Below are 21,749 nucleotides of genomic sequence, written 5' to 3' on the forward strand. Positions count from 1 at the left end.
GGCGTGGGCAGGGCGCCAGGATCGGCTGCGGCGCTGGCGGCCGGAGCACTCCAGCCGGTGGCCGGCGGCGCGGTCAGCGGCTGCTGCTGCTGGGCCCAGGTGTCGAAGCAGGCCAGGCGAGACTGGTTGTCCGTGGTGGCGGCGCACTGGCGCCAGGCGTCCTCGGCCAGGGGGCGGGGCGCGGTCTGCGCCTGGGCGCCGAGCCAGGGCGTGGCGCCCAGTCCCATGGCCAGGGCCCACTGCAGGGGTGTCGGCGTGCGGCTTGGGCGCTTGCGGCGATCCAGGTGTGTAGGAGTCGTCATGGCTTGGGTCCGGTGATGGAAGGAGCGAAGAGTAAGGGGTAATGAGTGAAGAGGGAGCAGGGGGCTCGTGTGCAGGCTCGGGGGCCGGTCACGGCGCGAGCTTGCGCAGCACGAAGGGCCGGGGCGCCGCATCGTCGCCTTCGATGAAGTTGCCGCGGATCTCGCGGGCGCAGCTGCCTTCGACGACATCGCCCAGCCAGGTGGCGGTGATGCGCTTGCCGTCGGCGCTTTCTTCCAGCGTGATGTGGTCATCGGCCACGTCGCCGACCATGGGGCGGGTGTCTGCGCCGCGCGCGATCGTGCCCTTGACGTTGCCCTTCCACTGGGGGTGCGGCCCCAGCTGCAGGCGCACGGGCTGGGACTGGCCTTCGACGGTTCCCGTCCATTCGCCCTGCAGCTGGCTGTCCTTCATCTCCTCGTCGCCGGGACATGGGGCGTGTGGCAGGGCGGTGGCAGCGCGGGCGGCCTTGGGCGCGGCCTGGAGGGCGGGCCGGGTGGTGGTCTGCAGGTCCGTGCTGGAGCAGGCGGTGGTCACGGCCACCAGCGCCAGGCTGAGAACGGGGCGGTAAAAACGCATGCGGTGTCTTTCTGGAATCAGGAGTCGGTGGGCGTGGACTGCTGCGCCTTGAGGGCGAACTCGGCGCGCAGCTGGCGCAGCTTCTCGCGCGGGTCCTCGCGCGAGGTGGCGGCGTCCAGGCCCATTTCCTTGATGAAGCGGCTGGGCAGGGTGGAGACCATCTCGCGCCCCTTCTTGCGGCGCTTGGTCCAGCTCACGGCCAGCGAGCGCCGGGCGCGCGTGATGCCCACGTACATGAGGCGGCGCTCTTCCTGCAGGCGCTGGGCGGTTTCGTCGCTGACCTTCTGCTGGCGGCCGTTGTCGTCGTCGAGCTTGAAGGGCAGCATGCCCTCGGTCACGCCCACCAGCATCACATGCGGCCATTCCAGGCCCTTGGAGGCGTGCAGGGTGGACAGGATGACCATGTCCTGCTCCTTCTCGCGCTCGCTGATGGTGGACAGCAGGGCGATGTTGCGCGCCACCTCCAGCAGGCTCTTGACCTCGGTGTGCGTGGTCGTGCCCGCCGCATCCTCGATCTGGCCGCCGGCGCGCTGGGACATCCAGTCGCAGAACTCCAGCACGTTGCTCCAGCGCGCGGCGGCGACCGATTCGCTGTCCTCGCTGTCGTAGAGGTACTGCTCGTAGCCGATCTCCTTGAGCCAGTCGAGCATGAAGCCGCGCGACTGCTCGGCGCCCAGCGTGTGGCGGGCGCGGTATTCGAGGTCGTTGATGTAGCGGCCGAACTCCAGCAGGCTGTCATGCGCCTTCTTGGGCAGGGCCGCTTCCAGCATGTGCGCGAACAGGGCGCCGAACATGCTGAGCTTGTGCTGCGAGGAAAACTCGCCCAGCTTGCCCAGCGTGGTGTGGCCTATGCCGCGCCTGGGAGTGCCGATGGCGCGCAGGAAGGCGGGGTCGTCGTCGTTGTTGATCCACAGCCGGAACCAGGCGCACAGGTCCTTGATCTCGGCGCGGTCGAAGAAGCTGGTGCCGCCCGAGACCTTGTAGGGAATGCTGGCCTTGCGCAAGGCCTTCTCGAAGGGCTTGGCCTGGTGGTTGGCGCGGTAGAGGATGGCGAAATCCTTCCAGTCCGGCGGCGGGTTGCTGGCCGCGCGCAGGCTCTGGATACGGGCGACGGCGCGCTCGGCCTCGTGCTCCTCGGTGTCGCAGTCCACGATGCGCACGGGCTCGCCCTCGCCCAGCTCCGAGAACAGCGTCTTCGGATAGAGCTTGGGGTTGGGCTGGATGACGTTGTTGGCCGCGCGCAGGATGGCCGAGGTGGAGCGGTAGTTCTGCTCCAGCTTGATCACCTTGAGCTGCGGGAACTCCACCGGCAGCTTCTTGAGGTTGTCCAGCGTGGCGCCGCGCCAGCCGTAGATGCTCTGGTCGTCGTCGCCCACGGCGGTGAAGTGGGCGCGGCTGCCCACCAGCATCTTGAGCAGCTCGTACTGCGTGGCGTTGGTGTCCTGGTATTCGTCCACCAGCACATGGCCCAGCAGGCGCTGCCATTTCTCGCGCACCTCGATGTGGTTCTTGAGCAGGCGCATGGGCATGCCGATCAGGTCGTCGAAATCCACGCTCTGGTAGGCGGTCAGGCGCTCTTCGTAGCGCTGCATGATCAGCGCCGTGCTGCGCTCGTTGTCGTCCTGGGCCATGGCCAGGGCCTTGCGGCTGTCCCAGCCGGCGTTCTTCCAGTTGCTGATGGTCCACTGCCACTGGCGCGCCGTCGCCAGGTCGGTGGTGCCGCCCGAGCAGTCCTTGAGGATGCCCGTCACGTCGTCGGCATCCAGGATGCTGAACTGGGGCTTGAGGCCCAGCACATGGCCGTCCTCGCGCACCATGCGCACGCCCAGGGCGTGGAAGGTGCACACCAGCACGTCCTTGGCCTGGCGGCCGATGAGGCCGGCCGCGCGTTCGCGCATTTCGGCTGCGGCCTTGTTGGTGAAGGTGATGGCCGCGATGCGGCGCGGCGCCATGCCCATCTCGATCAGGCGCCCGATCTTGTGCGTGATCACGCGTGTCTTGCCCGAGCCCGCGCCGGCCAGGACCAGGCAGGGGCCTTCGGTGTAGTGGACGGCCTGGAGCTGGGCCAGATTGAGTCCTGCGGACATGGGTGCGTTGCGCGGGGAAAGGCGTGAAAGTGAGGGAAGCGGGAGCATACCGCTTCGGGGATCGAGGCCATCAGGCCATGTGTAAGCACCCTTGGAATTCGGCGACAAATCTCGCGGCCACTCTGGTCCGCACTGTGGCGGCGTTGGTCTAAATAGAAAAGTTCACATTAAATCAAGTGAGTAATGTGTAAAAACTATCCAAAATATCAGTCTTCGCCGATGTTCTGTCACGGGCGAATCTGGTTTGTCCATTTCAGTTCCTATCCGGTGAGGTGTCAAAGATGGCTCGCACTACAGACGAGATCGGCCTGGCTGCCGAGCTGTGGTCTCCTCTGCTCAAGCAGCGTTTCGAGGCATTGTTCGCCGTGGCGTCCCGCAAGTCGCTGCGCGGCTGGCGGCAGGTGCCCCTGGTCAGCGCCCAGGTGCTGGTCGTGGATGGCAACATGCCCGCGCCCGAGGCTGCAGGGTGGATGCCCTGCGTGGTCTACGTGGGTGGAGTGCCCCAGGGACAGCACCTGGAGCGCACGCAGCAGCGACTGGCCACCTATCTGGACATGAATTTCACGCTGTCCGACCTGATCGACATGCTGGACCGGGCGGCCGTCTTCCTCATGGACTGGACGGTGCGCCAGCAGGTGGCGACGTCGCATACGCTGGCGCGGGCGCTGGACGATCTGCAGCAGCAGGGCGTGGACTGCCGCTACCGCTTCCAGCTCAAGGCCTGGGTGGCGCTGCCCGCGCCGTGGAACAACTCCGAATGCCTGCGTGCCCTGGCCATGCTGTGCCGTGGCCCCATGGAGGTGGCCCTGTTGTGCGAGCACAGCGGCATGCAGGCCCGCGCCGTGGCCGAACTGCTGCGCCATCCCCGGCTGCGCAGCCTGCTGGAGTGCAGCCTGCGGCCCGCGCGCGAAAACGATCTCCCGCCGCTGCGCGGCAGCCGCGCACAGGCGCCTGCCGCGGTGGCCGGCCTGCCGCGCCAGTGGGTGCAGAAGCTGGCCGGCTGGATCCGGCGCGGAGGAGTGGCATGAGCCTGTGGATGAACGCGCAGCCTGCTGCCGGGTTGGTACGGGTGAGCCTGGTGGGCCCCATGGGCATAGGCAAGACCACGGCCCTGCGCAGCCTGTGCGGCGCGTTGATGGCGGCGGCGGATGTGCCCAATCTGGACCGGGCCTCCCATTCCAAGGAATTCACCACGGTGGGTGCCGAGTTCGGCGAGATCGACCTGGGCGGTGGAGAGCGGCTGCAGCTGGTGGGCAGCCCGGGGCAGGAACGCTTCGACTTCGTGCGCCGCTGGGTGCTCAATGCCTCGGTGGGCGTGCTGCTGATGGTGGATGTCTGCGACGCCAGCGCACCGGACTACGCGGCGCAGTGCCTGGCCGAGATCGCCTCTCTGGAATCCGGGCCCCTGGTGGTGGTGGTCAGTTGCCGTGATGCCAGCGAGCAACAGCAGGAAGCATTCAGCAGCGCCTTGGCGGACAGAGGTCACGGTATAGTGCCTGTCATCCAGGCGGACCCCCGTGACCGGCAGCAGTTGCTGGATGCGCTGGGGGTGCTCGTTTCCTTGCTTTCCTTGCAAAGTCAGGTATGAAGACACCAACGCTTCCCCGGATTCCTCCCTCTCTGATCGAAGCTGGCAGCGATGTGCTCCACCGCGTGGTGGCGCCCCTGGAGGGCGTGCACATCGCCTTGCTGTGCACGCCTGACGGCTTCGAGATCACCTCCCTGCGGGTCAGGAGCGAACTGCCGACGGAGCGCCTGTCGGCCATGGCGGGCTCGCTCATGGCCATGGCCAGGGCCGTGGCCACCGAGATAGGCCACAAGTCCTGCCGGCGGCTGACCTTCGAGACCGAGCTGGGCACCGTCCTCTTCCAGGCCGTGGCCGGCAACCAGCCGGCCATCCTGTGCATGGTGGTCGATCAAAGCGCCCTGCTGGGCCGCGCGCTGTGGGCGGCGGGCGAAGTGGCCTCCGAACTGTCCCGTTCCTGATCCGCGGCATCCGCTGCAGAAGTTTGGTTTTCTTCCCCCGAGGAGCGGGCGCGGTGGTCCATCGCACAGCCTGCCCTTGCTATTTGAAAAGGTGGCATATGGCTTCGATACATGATTCTCTGAACGGCCTGCTGGGCATCGATGGCGCCCTGTGCGCGGCCCTGGTGGACAGCACCAGCGGCATGCTCATGGGCAGCGTAGGCTCCGGCCTCGACATGGAGCTGGCCGCTGCCGGCAACACGGAGGTGGTGCGCGCCAAGCTCAAGACCATGCGCATGCTCAAGCTCGATGACGCCATCGACGACATCCTGATCACCCTGACGCACCAGTACCACATCATCCGGCCCGTGGCCGCCCATGAAGGTGTGTTCTTCTACCTAGTGCTGGACAAGAGCCGCTCCAATCTGGCGCTGGCCCGCCGCAAGGTGCAGGACGTCGAGAAGGACCTGGCGCTGTAAGCGCACGCGCTTGTTGCGCTTACGCCCGACCTGCCGGATGCGGATTCCGGCAGGTTTTTTTTCGTCCGGCGTCCGCGCGGTGACACGGGCGCGCGGCAGCGGCACCGGCTTGCTGCCAGAATCGCCGCGTGCTGTCCGTCCTGCTGATCACCTTTCCCTTCTTCGCGCTTGTGGCCTGCGGCTTTGTGGCCACCTGGCGTGGCGTGCTGCCGCAGGCGGCGATACCGGGGCTCAACGCCTTCGTGCTGTATTTCGCGCTGCCCTGCATGCTGTTCCGCTTTGGCGCGCAGACGCCGATTGCCCAGCTGCTGGATGTGGGCGTCTCCGTGGTCTACCTGCTGTGCGCGCTGCTGATGGTGGGCGCCACCGTGGCGCTGACCGTGCGGCGCGTGGGCTGGAACGATGCGGCCTTTGGCGCGCTGGTGGCGGCCTTTCCCAACACCGGCTTCATGGGAGTGCCCATGCTGGTGGCGCTGCTGGGCGAGCGTGCGGCAGGCCCGGTCATCGTCACCATGGCCATCGACATGGTGGTGACCACTTCGCTGTGCATTGCGCTGTCGCGCCTGGGGCTGCCGGGCGGGCATGGTGTGTCCGTGGCGCTGCGCAGGGCGTTTGCCGGCATGGCCGCCAATCCCATGCCCTGGGCCATCGTGCTGGGTGGCGTGGCCTCGGCGGCAGGCTGGACGCTGCCCGGCCCCATCGACCGCACCGTGGCCATGCTGGCGGGCGCGGCCTCGCCCGTGGCGCTGTTCACCATTGGCGCCGTGCTGGCGCGCTCGCAGATGAACAGCCACGAGCGCGTGGCCGCGCGCGACTACGTGCCCATTGCGCTGGCCAAGCTGCTGGTCCACCCGCTGCTGGTCTGGGCCGTGGCCCGTGCGGCCATGGCGCTGGGCCTGCCGCTCGGCGAAGAGGCCTTTGTGGCGCTGGTGCTGCTGGCCGCGCTGCCCAGCGCCAGCAATGTATCGCTGCTGACCGAGCGCTTCGGGGCGCACGGCGGGCGCGTGGCCCGCATCATCCTGGTGTCCACGGTGCTGGCCTTCCTGAGCTTCTCGGGCGCCGTGGCGCTGATGACCTGAGCAGGCCCCGGGCACACCTGAGCGGCAGGCCCGGGGCGCACGGGCATGCTGGCGCTCACTACAATCCCGCCCATGTTTTTTCACCACCTCGACGGGATCGCATGAAATCCTCCCCCTCTGCCCCGGCAGGCGTTCCCGCGGGCGCGGCCCTGCTCTGGATGGTGACGCTGGCCTGCCTGCTCTGGGCCCTGGTGTCCTGGCTGGCCAATGGCAATCTGGACGGCTACCACGACATGCTGGAGAACTATGCCTGGGCCCAGCCGCTGCAGCTGGGCACGCACAAGCATCCGCCGTTCTTCGCCTGGGTGGTCGGCCTGTGGTTCATGGTGTTCCCGCAGAACGACGGCTTCTATCGCCTGCTGTCCTATGCCAATGTGGGCGTGGGCATCTGGGGCGTCTACGTGCTGGGCAGGCGCCTGGGGCTGGCGCGCCTGGCGCCGCTGGGCGCGGCCCTGTTGCTGTGGTGCTTTCCGTATACGACGCTGGCCGGCAAGTTCAACGCCAACAGCCAGCTGCTGTCCCTGTGGCCCTGGGCGGCGGCCCTGCTGCTGGCCAGCTGGCAGGAAAAGGGCGCGCGCGGCCTGGCCTTCAGCGTGGCGCTGGGCGTGGTCTCGGCCGCCTGCATGCTCAGCAAGTACTACAGCGGCGTGTTCCTGGCCGGTTTCCTGCTGCCCATCTTCCTGGTGCGTGAAGGGCGCCAGTGGCTGCTCACACCCCGGCCCTACGTGGCGCTGGCAGCCTTTGGCCTGGCGCTGGCGCCGCATGTGGCCTGGATTGCCCACCACCAGTGGGTGACGCTGGGCTATGCCATGGACCAGGGCGGCGGGCAGGTGGTGTGGGGCTATGTGCTGCGCTTTGCGCTGGCGCCCATCTTCTACTGGCTGCCGGCCTGGCTGGCCGTGTGCCTGGTGTATGGCTTCATGCAGGCCCGCCAGCAAGGCGGCGGCTGGCTGCGCTGGAGTGCGCGTTTCCTGCGCCGCAGCTGGTGCTGGCAGGGGCGCGGCGACACGCTGTTCTGGCTGGCCCTCATGCCCTGGCTTGCGACGCTGGGCTTTGGCGCCACCGGCGTGGTGGAGCTGTCCACGCCCTGGGCCATTCCCATCGGCTATGCCTTCGTGCTGCTGTGGCTGCGCAACCTGGACGCCGAGGCGCCCGCCGTGACGCAGGCCGCCCTGGCCGCGCTGCGCCGCGCCTGGTGGCCGAGCATGGCCGTGGTGCTGGTGATTGGCGTGGCCGCGGGTTGGGGCAATGCGCGCAAGAGCAGCTCCGACTACTACCGCCCCGCGGCCGATGCGGCGCAGGCCATCGTGCTGTCCTGGAACCAGCGCCACCCGCAGCAGCCGCTGCAGTGGGTGGGCGGCGACTGGGCGGAAAACGCCATGCTGTCTTTCTATGCCCAGCCGCATCTGCGCACCATTCCCGGCCTGCCCGACAGCGAATATGCGCGCGTGCTGGCGCTGCCGGACTGGCGCCAGCAGCCCGGGCTGCTGCTGTGCCCGCGCGGCCCGGTGGCCAGCGAGCCCGGCCCGACCGCGAAATCGCGCGATTGCGAGCAGCAGGCGCAGGCCTGGCTGGCGAAGCTGGGCCTGCCACAGGAGGCGCGTGTGCTCACGGTGCAACGCTCGGGCTGGCGTTTTCCTCGGCCCAGTCCCTATGCCTATGCGGTTTTTGACGTGTTGCCGCGCGCGGGCAGCCAGCCCGCTGACAATGCTGGCCTATGACCGAATTGCATGCTGACATTGCTCCGGCCGCTCCCAAGGGGATGCTGCCGCGCCCCCCGCTGCGGCTGAGCTGCGTGGTGCCAGCCCACAATGAAGAGGGCAACCTGGAGGCGTTCCTGCGCGCCCTGGACGCGACGGTGCGCACGCTGACGCCCGACTACGAGCTGATCGTCGTCAACGACGGCAGCCGTGACGCCACGCACGAGATCGCGCTGCGCATGGCCCAGGAACTGCCCGTGCGCTATCTGGCGCTGTCGCGCAACTTCGGCAAGGAGGCGGCGCTGTCGGCCGGCATAGACCATGCGCGCGGCAACGCCGTGGTGCTGATCGACGCCGACTTCCAGCATCCGCTGGAGATGCTGCCCCAGATGTGCGAGCTGTGGCAGTCCGGCTACGACATGGTCTATGGCGTGATCGCCGACCGGGGCGCCGAAAGCGGCGCCAAGCGCGTGGGCACCAATCTGTTCTACCGGCTCATGAATGCCGGCAACCTGGTGAAGATCCCGCCCAATGCCGGCGACTTCCGCTGGCTGGACCGCTGCGTGGCCGACGCGCTCAAGGCCCTGCCGGAGAGCCACCGCTTCATGAAGGGCCTGTACGCCTGGGTGGGCTTCAAGGCCGCGGCCCTGCCGTTCGTGCCGGCCGACCGCACGGCCGGAGCGTCCAGCTTCAATTTCCGGCGCCTGGGCTCGCTGGCCCTGCTGGGGCTGACCTCGTTCACCACCTTGCCGCTGCGCGTGTGGAGCGTGGTGGGCGGGATCATCTCGCTGGCGGCCCTGCTCTACGGGCTGTGGATCACCATGGAGACGCTGATCTTCGGCAACCCGCTGGACGGCTGGCCCACGCTGGCGGCCAGCATCATGCTGTTCTCGGGCGTGCAGCTGATGTCCATCGGCATCCTGGGCGAGTACATCGGCCGCATCTACGACGAGGTCAAGCGCCGTCCCACCTACCTGCTGGCGCGCGACGAAGACCGCAGCCCGCTGGCGCCACGGGACTAGCCATGCACGACGTGATCGCACAACTGCGCCGCCTGCCGCAGGCGCTGCAGTTCGTGCTGGTAGGGGGCTGCGCGGCCGCCACGCACCTGGCCGTGGTCGCCCTGCTGGTGCAACGGGTGGGCATGGCGCCGCTGCATGCCAACGTGCTGGCCTTTCTCGTGGCCTTCGTGGTCAGCTACAACGGCCATGCGCTGTTCACCTTCGTGCAGGCCGGGGCGCAAGGCTGGGCCGTGGCCGGCAAGTACTTCGCCGTGGCCTGTGCCTCCTTCGTGGCCAACGAGCTGCTGTACTGGGTGGCCCTGCACTGGCTGCACTGGCACTATTTCTGGAGCCTGGCCCTGGTGCTGGTGCTGGTGGCGGTGGGCACCTTCGTCTTCGCCAAGTTCTGGGCCTTTGCGGCCCCCGGCCGCAAGGAATCCTCATGAACACCGTACCTGCCAGAAACAACGGGGAGAAGGCCTCGGCCAGAACCGTCGTCCTGTGCGCCGACGACTATGCGCTGCACCCCCTGGTCGATGAAGCCGTGGAGCAGCTCACGCTGCAGGGCCGGCTGTCGGCCACCAGCTGCATGACCACCTCGCCGCACTGGAGGCAGGCCGCCAGGCGCCTGCCCGCGCTGCGCCCGCGCCTGTCGCTGGGCCTGCACTTCAACCTGACCGAAGGCCACGGCCTGCAGCCCGCCGCCGGCATCGGTGCCGTGATCGCGCGCGCCTATGCCGGCGCACTCGGCGGCGCCGCCATGCGTGACGCCTGGCGCCGCCAGCTCGACGCCTTCGAGGACGCGCTGGGCATGGCCCCCGACTTCATCGACGGCCACCAGCACGTGCACCAGCTCCCCGGAGTGCGTGCCGCGCTGGTGCAGGAATTGCGCCAGCGCTATGGCGACAACGCCGACGACCTGCCCTGGGTCCGCTCCACCACCCCGGCCGGCCAGCTCTGGCGCGACCCCAAGGCCGCCATCATCGCCCTGCTGGGCGGCTGGACCACCACCCGCCGCCTGCGCCGCCAGGGCGTGCCGCTCAACCACGGCTTCGGCGGCGTCTACGCCTTCGACCAGCCCACGCCCGAAGGCTATGGCCGCCACATGGCCCAATGGCTGGCCCAGCTGCAGCCCGGCAGCCTCATGATGTGCCACCCCGCCACCGCCCCCGTCCAGGGCGACGCCATAGGCGCCCAGCGCGCCGTCGAATACGCCTACCTGCGCTCCGACGCCTTCGCCCAGGCCCTGGAACAAGCGCACTGCCACATCGCCCAAGGCCCCCTGACCCCGCTGTTCACATCGAACTAAGAAGCGGCAATAGAAAAAGCCCGGCCAAAAATGACCGGGCTTTCAGGGCGCAACGCAAAAAACCGACGAGGCCCAAAGCAAGGGACAGCAAGCAAGGGCCGCCCCGCAGCGAGGCTGTCGTCCCCCTCCCCCGCGAAGCGGGTAGAGAGGGGGAAGGCGCGCCAGCGCCTCAGGGGGTGCTTTATCAGTACTCCCAGAAGATGCGCTGCAACTGCTTCGTGTCCTGCGTCTTGGTCAGGGCCACGGCGGCCAGCAGGCGCGCCTTCTGCGGGTTCAGGTCATGGGCGACGACCCAGTCGTACTTGTCATCGGGCTGCTCGGCATTGCGCAGCACGAAGCCGGCCGGCACGCGCGAGCTGCGCACCACGATCACGCCCTTTTGGCGCAGTTCATTGAGCTTGGGCACGATGCGGTCGGCCACCGAGCCATTGCCCGTGCCTGCATGCACGATGGCCTTGACGCCGGCCTTGCCCAGCGCGTCGATGGCCGTGGCGGGCACGTTGCCGTAGCCATAGACGATGTCCACGGCGGGCAGGTCGGTGATCTGCTCGATGTTGAACTCGCTGCCCCTGGTGTGGCGCTTGACGGGGGCGCGGAACCAGTAGGTCTTGCCCTCGACCACCATGCCCAGCGGGCCCCACTGGCTGGCGAAGGCATTGGTCTTGATGTTGGTGAGCTTGGCGACATCACGCGCGGAGTCGATGTTGTCGTTCATGCTGACCAGCACGCCCTTGCCCGCCGAGTCCTTGGACGCAGCCGTGGCCACGGCGCCCAGCAGGTTCAGCGCGCCGTCGGCCGAGATGGCCGTGCCGGGGCGCATGGAGCCGACCATGACGATGGGCTTGTCGGTGGGCACCACCAGGTTCAGGAAGTAGCCGGTTTCCTCCAGCGTGTCCGTGCCGTGGGTGACGACGATGCCGTCCACGCCGGGCTGCTTGGCCAGCTCATTGACGCGGCGGGCCAGCGTCAGCAGTTCCTTGTTGGTGAAGCTCTCGGAGGCGATCTGGAAGACCTGCTCGCCGGACACGTTGGCGATGTTGCTCAGCTCGGGCAGGCCGGCCAGCAGCTTGTCCACGGGCACCTTGGCGGCCGTGTAGGTGGCGCTGTTGACGGCGCTGGCGCCCGCACCGGCAATGGTGCCGCCCGTGGCCAGGACGACCACGTTGGGCTTGCCGGCCTGTGCGGTGGGAGCGGGTGCAGGGGCGGTCGCCGTGGCGGGCGCTGCGGCTGCGGGGGCCTGGCTGGCGCCGGGCTGGGACGCGCAGCCTGCCAGCGCAAGCGCGACGGCCATCAAGGTCATACGGAAGGGGGTGAACGGCATGTATCGCTCCTGGAAAGGCATTGAATGATCCAGCCTTGTGGGCTGAATGCGGCACGATGCAATAAACATGCCCCGCCTGCATCAGCGCAAATCCCGATGGGAGCGGCGCGGCGAATGCGCTAAAAGCGCTTCCGAAAAAGGAGCGGTGAACGCTTTGCGGGATTGCGCCCAAGGCCTGAAAGGCTTGAGGTTTTTTGAGGCCGTTCCAGAGGCCGTACCACGCTCAGATGGCCAGCGGGTCCACGTCCACCAGCCAGCGCACCAGGGCGCGGTGCCCGGGCTGTGCCCTGATCCAGTGCAGGTGCGCCTGCCAGGCCCAGAGAAAGCGCAGCAGGGCGGGCCGCTGGGCCGACTCGATCAGCATCTGCGCGCGCTCCACATTGGCCACGCGCTGCACGGACATGGGAATGGGCGGGTAGAGAAAGACATCGTCCACATGGGGCAGGCCGGCCTGGCGGGCGGCCTCGGCCGCAGCGGCCAGGAAGGCCTGGGCGGCTTCCTGCGTGCGCGCATCGGCCCGCACGATGGCCTGGAAGGCGAAGGGCGGCATGCCCGCATCGCGCCGCTCGCGCAACTGGCGCGCGGCGAAGGCCGGGTAGTCGTGCGAGCGCAGCGCGGTGTAGACGGGGTGGGACGGGTCGTGCGTCTGTATCCACATCTCCGGGTGGCTGCCCTGGGCGGCCACGTAGTGCGCGTCGCGCCCTGCGCGGCCGGCGGCCTGCATCAGCAGGCTGAACAGGCGCTCGGGCGCTCGGTAGTCGCTGGAGAAAAGAGCGCTGTCGGGCTGCACGGCCGCCACCAGGGTGATGCGCCGGAAGTCATGGCCCTTGGCCACCATCTGGGTGCCCACCAGCACGTCGATGTCGCCCGCATGCACCTGGGCCAGTTGCTCCTCCAGCGCGCCCTTGGCGCGCGTGGTGTCGGCGTCGATGCGCGCCACGCGGGCGGGCTCGCGGTCGGGGCGCTGCACATTGCGCAGCAGGCGGGCCAGTTCTTCCTCCAGCTGCTCCGTGCCCTTGCCCAGCGGCAGGATGTCGGGATTGCCGCAGCCGGGGCAGGCCATGGGTACGCGCTGGGTGTAGCCGCAGTGGTGGCAGCGCAGCGTGCGGTCGGCCTTGTGGAAGACCTGGTGGGCGCTGCAGTGCGGGCAGTCGCTTTTCCAGCCGCAGTCGGCGCAGAACAGCACGGGCGCGAAGCCGCGGCGGTTGAGCAGCACCAGGCTTTGCTCGCCGCGCTGCACGCGCTCGGTGATGGCATCGATCAGCGGCGGCGAGAACACGGCCTTGCGCGGCTGCTGGCCCATGTCCACCAGGCGCACGCGCGGCAGGGCGGCCGCGCCGATGCGGCTGGGCATGTGCAGGCGCAGGTAGCGGCCGCCCTGCGGCTCGTCGGCATTGGGCGGGCGGCTGGCGTGCCAGCTCTCCAGCGACGGCGTGGCACTGCCCAGGATGACCTTGGCGCCGGTATCGCGCGCACGCCAGATGGCCAGGTCGCGCGCCGAGTAGCGTGCGCCTTCCTGCTGCTTGTAGCTGGCGTCGTGCTCCTCGTCCACCACGATCAGCGACAGGCCCGGCAGGCTGGCGAAGACCGACATGCGCGTGCCCAGCACGATGCGCGCCACGCCGGTGTGCGCGGCCAGCCAGCTCTTGAGCCGCTGGGGGTTGGTCATTGCGCTGTGCATGCTGACCACGCAGTCGGCGCCGTACTGCGGCGCGAAGCGCTCCGTGAAGCGCTGCTCCAGCTGGGGCGTGAGGTTGATCTCGGGCACCATCACCAGCACCTGGGCGCCGGGGTCGGCGTCCAGTGCGGCCTGGGTGGCTCTCAGATAGACCTCGGTCTTGCCGCTGCCCGTGCTGCCGAAGAGCAGAAAGGGGCCGGGATGGGCGGCGATCTGCGTGAAGACGTCGGCCTGCTCGGCACTGAGGACGATGGGGGGAATGTCTGCGGCGGCCGGGGCCGGTGCGAGCGCTGATGCAGGTGCTGATGCAGGCGCAGTGCCAGGCGCCTGTTCCGCCTGCTCCTCTTTTGCAGCCTTGGCCGCTCTCTTCGCCGCGGCCTTGGTCGGCCTGAGCCGGCGCGCCAATTGCTCGGCCGTCATCTCGCGCAGTTGCGGGGGCAGGGCCGTCACGGCGATTTCGCCCACGCTGCGCTGGTAGTAGTAGGCGGCGAAGGCCACCAGCCGGCGCCAGGCGGCCGGCAGCGGCGCAATGCCCTGCAGCACGGCGGCGACGGGGCGCAGCTCCACGCCTTCGGGCATGGCGGCGGGGCGGGGCGGGGCGTCCCAGACCACGCCCAGCAGGTCCCGGCGACCCAGGGGCACGCGCACCAGGGTGCCCGCCTCCAGGGGCTGGTCGCAGGTGTAGCTCAGCAGTTCGCCCACGGCGCTGTGCGCCGGCGTCTGGACGGCGACATGGACGGTGTGGGCGGGGAGGGACATGCGAATGCGGGGAAAGCGGGGCCTGAAAACGCGGGCGCCGCACGGCAGGGCCTGCGGCAACCAAGCCGCCAAGCATAAGCCTTTGGCGCTGCCCGGAGCCTGGGTGCGGCGTTCTACACCAGACGCCCCGGCCGGTGACTGCGGGTTTCTGGGTATATCGTCAATTTCTGTGGATAACTTTGTGGGGATTATTCGGATCTATGGGCATGCACCTGCTTATCCGGCCTTGCCAATCGGTGCATGCTGAAAATGTTGCTATCAAAAAAATTATTCAAAAACAATGGCTTATATCGATATGTCGCCGGCGTGCAGGCGCGGGTGACAACTGCAACTCCTAGGGCCTCGCTCGGATTTTTCTGTGCATAAGATGGTCTGTGGCCATCTTGTGCAGCAAGCGGCTGTCGGGTACCCGGCTTGTGGACAGCGGGGCCTTGCCGGGCCGTTGGCGGCCCCGGCAGGGGCCGGCGCTGCGCTGGCGTCCGGCCCTGGGGTTCGGGAGAAGCGGGGGCGGGGAGGCGGCTCGCTCAGCGCTGGCGCAGGGCGCGCGAATGGCTGTGCACGGTCTCCACCAGCGCCGCCACATGCTCGGGCGGCGTGAACTGGCTGATGCCGTGGCCCAGGTTGAAGATGTGCGTGGGGCCCGTGGTGGTCCTGTCGGTGTGCGGGGCGCCGAAGCTGTCGAGCACGGCGCGCGCCTGCTCGGCCACGCGCTCGGGCGGTGCGAACAGCACATTGGGGTCGATGTTGCCCTGCAGCGCCTTGCCGGGGCCGCCCACCTCGCCGCCGACGATGGCGCGGGCGCGGGCCAGGTTGGCCGTCCAGTCCAGGCCCAGCACCTCGCAGTCCAGGTCCTTCATGTCGGGCAGCCAGATGCCGCCGCCCTTGGTGAAGACGATGCGCGGCACGTCCTGCCCATCGACGCCCGTGCGCTTGAGTCCGGCCAGCACGCGCTTGGTATAGGCCAGGCTGAATTCCTGGAAGGCGCCGTCGGCCAGCACGCCGCCCCAGCTGTCGAACACCATCACGGCTTGGGCGCCCGCATCGATCTGGGCGTTGAGGTAGGCGGCCACGCTGTCGGCGTTGATGGCCAGGATGCGGTGCATCAGGTCGGGGCGCGCATACATCAGGCTCTTGACCAGGCGGTAGTCGTCGCTGCCCTTGCCCTCGACCATGTAGCAGGCCAGGGTCCAGGGGCTGCCCGAGAAGCCGATCAGCGGCACGCGGCCATCGAGCGCGCGGCGGATGCTGGTCACGGCGTCGAACACATAGCGCAGCTTGTCCATGTCGGGCACGGCCAGCTCGGCCACGGCGGCCTCGTCGCGCACCACCTTGGCAAAGCGCGGGCCTTCGCCTTCGGCAAAGGACAGGCCCAGGCCCATGGCGTCGGGCACGGTCAGGATGTCGGAGAACAGGATGGCCGCGTCCAGCGGGAAGCGCTCCAGAGGCTGCAGCGTGACCTCGGTGGCGTAGTCCACGTTGGTGGCCAGGCCCATGAAGCTGCCGGCCCGGGCGCGCGTGGCCTTGTATTCGGGGAGATAGCGGCCCGCCTGGCGCATCAGCCACAGCGGCGTGTAGTCGGTGGCCTGGCGCCGGCAGGCGCGCAGGAAGGTGTCGTTGGTCAGGGGGGCGAAGCTCATGGTGGGCGATTGTCGCCGAGTCGGCTTCGCCAGGCTGTCGCGATGCCCGAGCAGCGCAGGGCGTCTTGCCTCGGGTTAACCCTGGTCAATATCGGCGGCAACGGGCTTTTTGAGGCCGCTACATTGTGCGGCGTGCGTTCCGCACGGGAATCCGTCCATGCAAGGAGAGAGTTTGCGATGCAGCGAAGAACCCTGACCCAGATCCTGGCCCTGGCCCCGGCTGTTTCGGCCGCCAACTGGCTGGCTGGAAGTGCCACGGCGGCCGAGCCGCTGTTTCCGGGAAAGGCGCCGCTGCGCATCGTCGTGGGCTACCCGCCCGGTGGCGCCACCGACCGCGTGGCGCGCATCGTTGCCGACAAGCTGCAGGCGCGCGTGGGCTCGCCCGTGGTGGTGGAGAACAAGCCCGGCGCGGGCGGCCGCCTGTCGGCCCAGTATGTGAAGAACGCGCCGGCCTCCCAGCCCGCGCTGCTGCTGGCCAACCCGGCCGTGATGCTGGTGGCGCCCCTGGTGTTCCCCGACTCGGGCTACGACCCCGACAAGGACTTCCGCCCGGTCAGCGAGGTCAATCGCTACGAATTCGGCGTGGCCGTGGCCAGTGCCGTGCCCGTCAGGCAGCTGTCGCACCTGCTGGCCTGGCTGCGTGCCAATCCGCAGCAGGCCAACGTGGGCGTGCCGGCCACGGGCAGCCTGCCGCACTTCTTCTCGCTGATGCTGGGCGAGGCCGCCAAGGTCCGGACCGAAACCGTGGGCTACAAGGGCTCGGCCCCGCTGCTGACCGACCTGGTGGGCGGCCAGGTGCCGCTGGCCATCGACACCTTCGACGTGCTGCTGCCCCAGCACGAGGCCGGCAAGATCCGCGTGCTGGCCGTGTCGGGCGAGCGCCGCAGCACCATGGCGCCGGACATTCCCACGCTCAAGGAATCGGGCCTGAACCTATCGGGCATGGGCTGGAACACCTTGTTCGCGCCGCAGAGCATGGCGCCCGACATTGCCGAGCGCCTGTCGCGCATGGTGCAGGAGATCATGAAGGAGCCCGACACGCGCCAGAAATTCGAGGCCAGCCGGCTGACCCCGGTCTCCAGCAGCAGCGCGCAGACGGCCGAGATGCTCAAGGCCTACCGCGCGCAGTGGACGCCGGTGGTACAGCGCTCGGGCTTCAAGCCCTGAACCTTCAAGAAAAATGGCCCGTGCGGGCCTTTTTTCATCGCCGGGCCGCCCCAAGATGAAAAACGCCCCCTCGGGGGGCAGCGTGGGGGTCATTTTTCATGGGGTCTAGGGGTTTCCTCGGTGCCTGGGCGCTTGTGGTGGAAAGGGTCTGGCGACTAACATTTACCGACCATTCGGTAAATTATGTTTGATCTGCCGCATAAAGACGGCAGACAGGCCACGGAGACTTCCATGCCCCCATCGCTGGTTCTGGTTGAGCAGCAAGACGCCGTCCGCACCCTGGTGCTCAATCGCCCCGACGCGCTCAACAGCTTCAATGCGCAACTGCACGAGCAGCTGCTTTCGGCCCTGGAGCAGGCCGCCGGCGATGCCACGGTGCGCTGCGTGGTGCTCACGGGCGCGGGGCGCGGCTTTTGCGCGGGCCAGGACCTGTCCGACCCCGAGGCGGCGCCCGACCAGAACCTGGGCGACCTGATCGAGCGCCGCTACCAGCCGCTGTGCCTGCGGCTCAAGTCCATGCCCGTGCCCGTGGTGGCCGCCGTCAACGGCGTGGCCGCAGGCGCGGGCGCCAATATCGCGCTGGCCTGCGACCTGGTGCTGGCCGCGCGCTCGGCCAGCTTCATCCAGGCCTTTGCCAAGATCGGCCTGGTGCCCGACTGCGGCGGCACCTGGCTGCTGCCGCGCCTGGTGGGCCGTGCGCGCGCCCTGGGCCTTGCGCTGCTGGGCGACAAGCTGCCTGCGGCCGAGGCCGAACGCATCGGCCTGATCTGGCGCTGCGTGGAAGATGCCGATTTGCGCAACGAAGCCCAGGCCCTGGCCCAGCGCCTGGCCTCCATGCCCGTGCGGGCCCTGGCGCGCACGCGGGAGGCCATGGACTCGGCCCAACTGCTGGACTACGAGCATGCGCTCACGCGCGAGGCGCGCCAGCAGGGCCAGCTGGGCGCGGCCCACGACTACCAGGAGGGCGTGGCCGCCTTCCTGGGCAAGCGGGCTGCCGTGTTCTCGGACCGTTGAGGAGCGGCGCCATGCAAGACACCCACACCCCGGACGAAGCCGCACAGCGCCTGGCCGAACAGGTGCGCGACGGCATGCTGGCGCGCGACCGCGCCGCGCAAGGCCTGGGCCTGCGCATCACGGACATCGCCCCCGGCGCGGCGCGCATGGAGATGGCTGTGCGCGACGACATGCTCAACGGCTTCGACATCTGCCACGGCGGCTTCATCACGGCGCTGGCCGACACGGCCTTTGCCTATGCCTGCAATGCGCGCAACGAGATGACGGTGGCCTCGGGCCTGAGCGTGGACTTCGTCGCGCCCGGCCGGCCCGGCGACGTGCTCACGGCCCAGGCCCGCGAAGTCTCGCGCGCAGGCCGCACCGGCGTCTATGACGTGCAGGTCACCAACCAGCGCCAGGAAGTGATCGCGCTGTTCCGTGGCCGCTCGCACAGCTTCAAGGGCCGGCCCACCGTGCCCGGCCTGACAGAGCCCGCCTGAAGAGGTCCGCCATGTCCCTGCAGCGCCCCGCCCCCGGCGACCTCGACCCCATCGAAACCGCCAGCCGCGACGAGATCGCCTCGCTGCAGCTGCTGCGCCTGCGCTGGTCGCTGCAGCATGCCTACGACGACGTGCCGCACTACCGCCGCGCGTTCGATGAGAAGGGCGTGCATCCGTCCGACCTGCGCACGCTGTCCGACCTGGCCCGCTTTCCCTTCACCACCAAGAAGGACCTGCGCGAGAACTACCCGTTCGGCATGTTCGCCGTGCCGCGCCAGAAGGTGGCGCGCGTGCATGCCTCCTCGGGCACCACGGGCAAGCCCACGGTCGTGGGCTACACGTTGAATGACATCGACAACTGGGCGAATCTGGTGGCGCGCTCCATCCGCGCGGCGGGCGGGCGGCCTGGCGACATGGTGCATGTGGCCTACGGCTATGGCCTGTTCACGGGCGGCCTGGGCGCGCACTACGGAGCCGAGCGCGCGGGCTGCACCGTGGTGCCCATGTCGGGCGGGCAGACCGAAAAGCAGGTGCAGCTGATCCAGGACTTTCGGCCCGACATCATCATGGTCACGCCCAGCTACATGCAGGTGATCGTGGAGGAGATGCAGCGCCAGGGCCTGGACCCGCGCGAGAGCTCGCTCAAGATCGGCATCTTCGGCGCCGAGCCCTGGACCGAGGCCATGCGCCGCGAGATCGAGGGCAAGGCGGGGCTGGATGCCGTGGACATCTACGGCCTGTCCGAAGTCATGGGCCCGGGCGTGGCCAGCGAATGCGTGGAGAGCAAGGACGGGCCGGTGATCTGGGAAGACCATTTCTACCCCGAGATCATCGACCCCGACACGGGCGAGGTGCTGCCCGACGGAAGCGAGGGCGAGCTGGTCTTCACGTCGCTGTCCAAGGAGGCCATGCCCATCGTGCGCTACCGCACGCGGGACCTGACACGGCTGCTGGCGCCGACCTCGCGCAGCTTCCGGCGCATGGGCAAGATCGTTGGGCGCAGCGACGACATGCTCATCATTCGCGGCGTGAACCTGTTTCCCACGCAGATCGAGGAGATCGTGCTGCAGAACGCCCAGCTGTCGGGCCAGTACCAGCTGGTGGTCACGCGCGACGGCAACCTGGACCGGCTGGCCGTGCGCTGCGAGATGCAGCCGGGCACGCAGGGCGACACCGAGGCGCTGGCACTGTGGGTGCAGCAGCGCATCAAGACCCTGGTCGGCGTGAGCGCCGAGGTCGAGGTGCTGCGACCCGATTCCATAGAGCGCACCCTGGTGGGCAAGGCCCGCCGCGTGATCGACCACCGCAGCCGCTGAGCGCGCACAGGAGTCCCATGGCCCGAGGCCGATCTTCCGGATACGACGACCAGCGCGAACTGATCCTGGGCCATGCCGCCGCGCTGTTCGCGCGCAGCGGCTACCCCGGCACTTCGATGAACGAGGTGGCCCAGGCCTGCGGCCTGTCCAAGCCCACCATCTACCACTACTTCCGCGACAAGTACGCGCTGCTGGTGGACATCACCGACGGCCACATGACGCGGCTGCAGTCCCTGGTGGACGAAGTACAGGCCATGGGCCTGCCGCCCGAGCCGCGGCTGCGCATGCTGATCGAGCGCTTCGTGCAGGAGTACGCCCATGCCCGCCATGCCCACCGCGTGCTGACCGAGGACGTGCGCTTCCTGCAGGACAACGACCGCCAGCGCGTGCTGGGCAAGGAGCGCGCCGTGGTCGAAACCTTTGCCCAGGCGGTGGCCCAGCTGCGGCCGGACGCCGATGGCGCGGGCCTGTCCAAGGCGCTGGCCATGCTGCTGTTCGGGATGATGAACTGGATGTTCACCTGGCTGCGGCCCGACGGCTCGCTGGACCACGAGGCCATGGCCCCCGTGGTGGCCGACCTGTTCCTCGGAGGCCTGCCGGCCGTGCAGACCCCAGGCAAACCCGGGCATCAAACCGCTGGCAAAAAAATAGTTACCACGGTAAATTGTGGCGCCTGAAGGTGCCACGCCCCATCCAACACAAGGAGACAGACATGAAGCGTTTGACGAAACTGGGCCTGCTGGCCGCGACCCTGGCCACGGTCTGGGGCTCGGCCCTGGCCGACATCAATGTGGGCGTGGTGGTCTCGGCCACCGGACCGGCGGCCTCCCTGGGCATTCCCGAAAAGAACACCGTGGCGCTGATGCCGCGCACGGTGGCGGGCCAGAAGGTCAACTACATCATCCTGGACGACGCCTCCGACACCACGGCGGCCGTGGCCAACACGCGCAAGCTGATCAGTGAGAGCAAGGTCGATGTCATCCTGGGCTCCAGCATCACGCCCAACTCGCTGGCCATGGTGGACGTGGTCTCCGAGGCCAAGACGCCCATGATCACGCTGGCCGCCTCGGCCAAGATCGTCGAGCCCATGGATGCCAAGAAGTTCTGGGTCTTCAAGACGCCCCAGCACGACGCCATGATGGCCGCCGCCATCGGCGAGCACATGGCCAAGGCCGGCATCAAGACCGTGGGCTACATCGGCTTCAACGACGCCTACGGTGAAAGCTGGCTGCAGGAGTTCCGCAAGGTGGCCGAGGCCAAGGGCATCAAGCTCACCGCCACCGAGGCCTATTCGCGCAGCGATACCTCGGTCACGGGCCAGACGCTCAAGCTCATGTCCGCCAAGCCCGATGCGGTGCTGATCGCAGGCTCGGGCACGCCGGCCGCGCTGCCGCAGAAATCGCTCAAGGAGCGCGGCTACCAGGGCAAGATCTACCAGACCCACGGCGTGGCCAATGCCGACTTCCTGCGCGTGGGCGGCAAGGATGTGGAAGGCACGCTGCTGCCCGCCGGCCCCGTGCTGGTGGCCCACCAGCTGCCCGACAGCAACCCGGTCAAGAAGTCTGCCGTCTCCTATGTGGAAGCCTACGAGGCCGCCAACGGCAAGGGCACGGCATCGACCTTTGGCGCGCATTCCTGGGATGCGGGCCGCGTGCTCGAAGCAGCGATTCCTGCCGCGCTCAAGAAGGCCCAGCCCGGCACGGCCGAGTTCCGCGCCGCCCTGCGCGATGCGCTGGAGCAGACCAAGGACGTGGCCGGCGCCCACGGCATCTTCAACATGACGCCCACCGACCACCTGGGCCTGGACCAGCGCGCGGCCGTCATGGTCAAGATCGAGAACGGCACCTGGAAGTACCAGCCCTGAACCTGCGGGCCTGAG

The 21,749-nt window shown here is 68.6% G+C and carries 20 protein-coding genes and 1 pseudogene; 15 read left to right on the top strand and 6 right to left on the bottom strand.

Annotated features, from left to right (window positions below):
• The 3 genes and pseudogenes from BW39_RS22115 to BW39_RS22125 all read right to left on the bottom strand — a co-directional run.
• Positions 1-302 (bottom strand): annotated as a pseudogene (locus BW39_RS22115) (phospholipase A); the annotation flags it as partial.
• A gap of 88 nt (positions 303-390) precedes the next feature.
• Positions 391-879 (bottom strand): hypothetical protein, encoded by a 489-nt coding sequence (locus tag BW39_RS22120; protein ID WP_043824310.1) that lies wholly within the window; start codon positions 877-879, stop codon positions 391-393.
• 17 nt (positions 880-896) lie between these two features.
• Entirely contained in the window at positions 897-2,966 is a 2,070-nt protein-coding gene (locus BW39_RS22125; protein ID WP_043824311.1) for an ATP-dependent helicase, read from the bottom strand.
• A 281-nt stretch (positions 2,967-3,247) separates the two neighbouring features.
• Between BW39_RS22125 and BW39_RS22130 the strand changes: the two genes are divergently transcribed.
• From BW39_RS22130 to BW39_RS22170, 9 genes are all read left to right on the top strand, one after another.
• The gene (locus tag BW39_RS22130; RefSeq protein ID WP_043824313.1) at positions 3,248-3,994 is read left to right on the top strand and encodes a hypothetical protein; all 747 of its coding nucleotides are present in this window, start codon (positions 3,248-3,250) and stop codon (positions 3,992-3,994) included.
• Complete coding sequence (locus tag BW39_RS22135) at positions 3,991-4,554, top strand: GTP-binding protein (protein ID WP_043824315.1); 564 nt, start codon at positions 3,991-3,993, stop codon at positions 4,552-4,554. The genes BW39_RS22130 and BW39_RS22135 overlap by 4 nt, the downstream gene beginning before the upstream one ends.
• A complete protein-coding gene (locus BW39_RS22140; protein ID WP_012202489.1) occupies positions 4,551-4,952 on the top strand; it encodes a roadblock/LC7 domain-containing protein in 402 nt (133 codons plus the stop codon). Before BW39_RS22135 ends, BW39_RS22140 begins: the two co-directional genes overlap by 4 nt.
• 98 nt (positions 4,953-5,050) lie before the next feature.
• The gene (locus BW39_RS22145) at positions 5,051-5,410 is read left to right on the top strand and encodes a hypothetical protein (protein ID WP_012202490.1); all 360 of its coding nucleotides are present in this window, start codon (positions 5,051-5,053) and stop codon (positions 5,408-5,410) included.
• Between the two features lie 128 nt (positions 5,411-5,538).
• A complete protein-coding gene (locus tag BW39_RS22150; protein ID WP_043824316.1) occupies positions 5,539-6,489 on the top strand; it encodes an AEC family transporter in 951 nt (316 codons plus the stop codon).
• A 101-nt stretch (positions 6,490-6,590) separates the two neighbouring features.
• A complete protein-coding gene (locus BW39_RS22155; RefSeq protein ID WP_043824318.1) occupies positions 6,591-8,210 on the top strand; it encodes a glycosyltransferase family 39 protein in 1,620 nt (539 codons plus the stop codon).
• Positions 8,207-9,211 (top strand): glycosyltransferase family 2 protein, encoded by a 1,005-nt coding sequence (locus BW39_RS22160; RefSeq protein ID WP_012202493.1) that lies wholly within the window; start codon positions 8,207-8,209, stop codon positions 9,209-9,211. The genes BW39_RS22155 and BW39_RS22160 overlap by 4 nt, the downstream gene beginning before the upstream one ends.
• A gap of 2 nt (positions 9,212-9,213) precedes the next feature.
• A complete protein-coding gene (locus tag BW39_RS22165; RefSeq protein WP_012202494.1) occupies positions 9,214-9,636 on the top strand; it encodes a GtrA family protein in 423 nt (140 codons plus the stop codon).
• Positions 9,633-10,499, top strand: coding sequence for a ChbG/HpnK family deacetylase (locus BW39_RS22170; protein WP_043824320.1), 867 nt, complete (start codon positions 9,633-9,635; stop codon positions 10,497-10,499). Before BW39_RS22165 ends, BW39_RS22170 begins: the two co-directional genes overlap by 4 nt.
• 184 nt (positions 10,500-10,683) lie before the next feature.
• Here the strand turns inward: BW39_RS22170 and BW39_RS22175 are convergent, their stop codons facing one another.
• The 3 genes from BW39_RS22175 to hemE all read right to left on the bottom strand — a co-directional run bounded on the left by BW39_RS22175 (position 10,684) and on the right by hemE (position 15,894).
• Positions 10,684-11,820 (bottom strand): asparaginase, encoded by a 1,137-nt coding sequence (locus BW39_RS22175; RefSeq protein WP_043824343.1) that lies wholly within the window; start codon positions 11,818-11,820, stop codon positions 10,684-10,686.
• 223 nt (positions 11,821-12,043) lie between these two features.
• Complete coding sequence (gene priA, locus BW39_RS22180; RefSeq protein WP_043824321.1) at positions 12,044-14,257, bottom strand: replication restart helicase PriA; 2,214 nt, start codon at positions 14,255-14,257, stop codon at positions 12,044-12,046.
• A 524-nt stretch (positions 14,258-14,781) separates the two neighbouring features.
• The gene (hemE, locus tag BW39_RS22185; protein ID WP_043824322.1) at positions 14,782-15,894 is read right to left on the bottom strand and encodes a uroporphyrinogen decarboxylase; all 1,113 of its coding nucleotides are present in this window, start codon (positions 15,892-15,894) and stop codon (positions 14,782-14,784) included.
• A 177-nt stretch (positions 15,895-16,071) separates the two neighbouring features.
• Between hemE and BW39_RS22190 the strand changes: the two genes are divergently transcribed.
• From BW39_RS22190 to BW39_RS22215, 6 genes are all read left to right on the top strand, one after another.
• Positions 16,072-17,061 carry a tripartite tricarboxylate transporter substrate-binding protein gene (locus BW39_RS22190; protein ID WP_043824324.1) on the top strand — a complete coding sequence of 330 codons (990 nt, stop codon included), beginning with the start codon at positions 16,072-16,074 and terminating at the stop codon, positions 17,059-17,061.
• A 231-nt stretch (positions 17,062-17,292) separates the two neighbouring features.
• Positions 17,293-18,075, top strand: a complete 783-nt coding sequence (locus BW39_RS22195) for an enoyl-CoA hydratase-related protein (RefSeq protein WP_043824325.1) — start codon at positions 17,293-17,295, stop codon at positions 18,073-18,075.
• Between the two features lie 11 nt (positions 18,076-18,086).
• Entirely contained in the window at positions 18,087-18,554 is a 468-nt protein-coding gene (gene paaI / locus BW39_RS22200; RefSeq protein WP_034397981.1) for a hydroxyphenylacetyl-CoA thioesterase PaaI, read from the top strand.
• Positions 18,555-18,565: 11 nt separating this feature from the next.
• Entirely contained in the window at positions 18,566-19,870 is a 1,305-nt protein-coding gene (gene paaK, locus BW39_RS22205; protein ID WP_043824327.1) for a phenylacetate--CoA ligase PaaK, read from the top strand.
• Positions 19,871-19,887: 17 nt separating this feature from the next.
• Positions 19,888-20,547 (top strand): TetR/AcrR family transcriptional regulator, encoded by a 660-nt coding sequence (locus BW39_RS22210; protein ID WP_043824329.1) that lies wholly within the window; start codon positions 19,888-19,890, stop codon positions 20,545-20,547.
• A gap of 35 nt (positions 20,548-20,582) precedes the next feature.
• Positions 20,583-21,734 (top strand): ABC transporter substrate-binding protein, encoded by a 1,152-nt coding sequence (locus BW39_RS22215; RefSeq protein ID WP_013800322.1) that lies wholly within the window; start codon positions 20,583-20,585, stop codon positions 21,732-21,734.
• Positions 21,735-21,749 lie beyond the last annotated feature (15 nt).

Source organism: Delftia sp. RIT313 (assembly GCF_000632165.1).
GTDB classification, from domain to species: Bacteria; Pseudomonadota; Gammaproteobacteria; order Burkholderiales; family Burkholderiaceae_C; genus Comamonas; species Comamonas acidovorans.